The organism is Burkholderia sp. E168m23, assembly GCF_016586125.1.
GTDB lineage: Bacteria > Pseudomonadota > Gammaproteobacteria > Burkholderiales > Burkholderiaceae > Burkholderia > Burkholderia orbicola.
Window position 1 is genome coordinate 1 of the sequence record NZ_BCPP01000831.1, and the last position, 3,255, is coordinate 3,255.

Annotated in this window: 3 protein-coding genes; all 3 read left to right on the forward strand. The window is 63.9% G+C overall.

Annotated elements, in window-relative coordinates; translation table 11 throughout:
- The coding region (locus JMF90_RS30405; protein ID WP_201325830.1) for a tetratricopeptide repeat protein at positions 1-1,727 on the forward strand (1,727 nt) is incomplete at its 5' end.
- Positions 1,728-1,751: 24 nt separating this feature from the next.
- On the forward strand, positions 1,752-2,900 hold the full coding sequence (locus JMF90_RS30410) for a DegT/DnrJ/EryC1/StrS aminotransferase family protein (protein WP_011546725.1): 1,149 nt from the start codon (positions 1,752-1,754) through the stop codon (positions 2,898-2,900).
- A partial coding sequence (locus tag JMF90_RS30415) for a GNAT family N-acetyltransferase (protein WP_201325831.1) occupies positions 2,897-3,255 on the forward strand: 359 nt, incomplete at its 3' end. The genes JMF90_RS30410 and JMF90_RS30415, both read left to right, overlap by 4 nt.

A 3,255-nucleotide genomic window follows, 5' to 3' on the forward strand; every position in this document is an offset into this window, starting at 1 on the left:
ACCCGGAAGACGGTGCATGCTGGCGCGCGCTGTCCGCATCGCTTCACCGGGAAGGCCGCTTCGCGGAGATGATCGAGGCCGGCTTTCGTACGATCGAATTGCTGCCGGATGAATTGCTCGTGCGCATGCTGCTCGCCGACACGCTGCGGATGGTGAACCGTCTCGCGGAGGCCGACGAGCAGTGCACGCGCCTGCTCCAGCTTCAGCCCGATCACCCGGAGGCCTTCCGGATTCGCGGTCTGGTGCTGTTCGCGCTGCGCCGCACGGATGAAGCGATCGCGGCGTGCCGTCGCGCGGTCGAGCTTGCGCCCAACGCCGCTGCGCCGTGCGGCACGCTCGGCTTCGTGCTGCTCGAACAGGGCGCCACGCAGGAAGCGATACGCTGGCTGAAGCGCTCGATCGAAATCAACCCGACCGACAGCGTCACCCACAGCAGCATGTTGTTCTGTATTACGCACAGCAGCGACTTCGATCCGCAGGCGCTCATTGCCGAACACCGCAAGTTCGGCGAGCGCTACGGCAATCACAAGCGCAAGCGCGCGGCCGTGTTCTCGAACTCGCGCGACCCGGCGCGCAAGCTGCAGGTCGGCTTCGTGTCGGGCGACCTGTTCAGCCACGCGGTCGCCTCCTACGCGGTGCCCGTGATCGAGCATCTCGCAGCCGATCCCGGCATTGCGATGCACTTCTATCACAATCACTTCGAGGAAGATCACGTATCCGAGCGCTTCAAGGCCCACGCCACGACGTGGCGCACCGTCGCCGGCATGAGCGACACGGCCTTCCTCGAGCGCGTGCGCAACGACCGCATCGACATCGTGATCGACCTGTCGGGGCACACCGGTCGTAACCGGCTGGTCGCGCTGGCGCAGCGTGCGGCGCCCGTGCAGGCGTCGTGGATCGGCTATCCGGCCACGACCGGCCTCGCCGCGATGGACTACTTCATTGCGGATCGCTTTGTCGCGCCGCACGGCGAATTCGACGATCAGTTCGTCGAGCAGATCGTGCGGCTGCCGGCCATCTCGTCGTTCATGCCACCGGCAAATTGCCCGCCCGTCAATGTCTTGCCCGCGCTACGGAACGGCTATACGACGTACGGCAGCTTCAACCGCCTGAATAAACTCAGCCCCCACGTAATCGGCGTCTGGGCGCGCGTGCTGCATGCGGACCCAACCGCGCGCATGGCGCTCGGCGCAATCGGCAACGAGGGAGACCAGCGGGTGCTGATCGACTGGTTTGCCGCGGCCGGCATCGACGCCAGCCGCCTGTCGTTCCACCGGCGCTCGAACATTCCTGTCTACCTGCAACAGCATCATGGCGTCGACCTCTGTCTGGACACGTTCCCTTACACAGGTTCGACCACGACGCTAAATGCCCTGTGGATGGGCGTGCCGACGCTGACCATCGCTGGCGTGACGCTGGCCGGCCGGGGCAGTGCGAACTGGTTGATGCACGTCGGGCTCGACACATACATAGCGAAAAACGAGGACGAGTTCGTTGCCAAAGCGCTCGCCCTCGGCAAAGACACTGCGTCGCTTCAGGCGCTCCGCTCCGGCCTGCGCGCGCGCTGCGCCGAGTCGGCCGCGTTCCGCCCGGAGATCGTCGCGGCCGGACTGTCGTCGGCGCTGCGCACGATGTGGGCACGCTGGTGCGCGGGCGAGCCCGCGATCGCCTTCGACACGCCTCTTTTCGACGATACGGCGACCGCACCGGCCACGACCGAGGCCTGACCTCCACGCAACAGAGGGATCACCATGACTGCCAGCCTGCCTGCGTCGTCCGTCGCACAACTGCCTCGCGACAGCATCTACGTCACGCAGCCGTACCTGCCGCCACTCGACGAATTCATACCGTACCTCCAGCAGATCTGGGACAGCCGGGTGCTCACCAACGGCGGCCCGTTTCACCAGCAATTCGAGCGCGCACTATGCGACTACCTCGACGTGCCTCACCTGTCGCTTTTCGCGAACGGTACGCTCGCACTCGTCACCGCGCTGCAGGCGCTGCGAATCACCGGCGAAGTGATCACGACGCCATACTCGTTCGTCGCGACTGCACACTCGCTGCTGTGGAACGGCATCAAGCCGGTGTTCGTCGACGTGGACCCCGATTCGCTGAATCTGGACCCTGCGAAGATCGAAGCCGCCATCACGCCGCAGACAAGCGCGATCATGCCGGTGCACTGCTACGGCCGACCCTGCGACGTCGAGGCGATCCAAAAAATCGCGGACAACTACAACCTGCGCGTCATTTATGACGCAGCACACGCGTTCGGCGTTCACACGCCGACGGGCAGTCTGTTGCGGCACGGCGACCTGTCGATACTGAGTTTTCACGCGACCAAGGTATTCAATACCTTTGAAGGCGGCGCGATCATCTGTCCCGATGCGAAAACGAAGCAACGCATCGATCATCTGAAGAATTTCGGGTTCGTCGACGAAGTCACGGTCGTGGCGCCCGGCATCAACGGCAAGATGAGCGAGATCAACGCCGCGTTCGGATTGCTGCAGCTTCAGCATGTCGATGCGGCAATCGCGCGCCGTGCGCATATCGATGCCATGTATCGCGAGCAACTGAGCGGGTTGCGTGGACTTCGATGCATCGAGCACGGCGACGGCGTACGACACAACTACTCGTACTTTCCGATTCTCGTCGACGACGAATATCCGGTCAGCCGCGACGCGCTCTACAGCAAGCTGCGTGCACACGAAATTTATGTGCGCCGTTACTTCTACCCGCTCATCTCGGAATTTCCGATGTATCGCGGGTTGCCGTCGGCGCACAAGTCGCTGCTGCCCGCCGCCGCGCACGCATCCGAGCGCGTGCTGTGCCTGCCGATCTACCCGGCGCTGCGCGACGAAGACGTCGAACGAATCGTGAAGATCATCAAGGGGCACGTGTGACGTCGCCGGCAACCAGCGGCCTGGCGCGGTCGTCCTCATGCGCTTCCAGCACCATCGCGTTCAGCGCGATTCGCGACCTGATCGAGCAGGAACAGGTGCGAAACGCGGACTTCATCCGTACCGCGCTACCCGCTTATCTCGACAAGCTGGAGGCGCGCGCCGAGTTCGTCGCCGAAGCAGTGGACGGCATCTGTCACGGTTTCGTCGCGTTCTACTGTAACGACTACGCGACGCGAATACTGTACGTAACGCTGATCCTGGTAGCGCCGACGCGTCGTCGTACCCGGCTTGGCGAACGCCTGCTCACCAGAACCTTCGAGCTGGCCCGTGCACGAGGTTTCCTGCGATGCCGCCT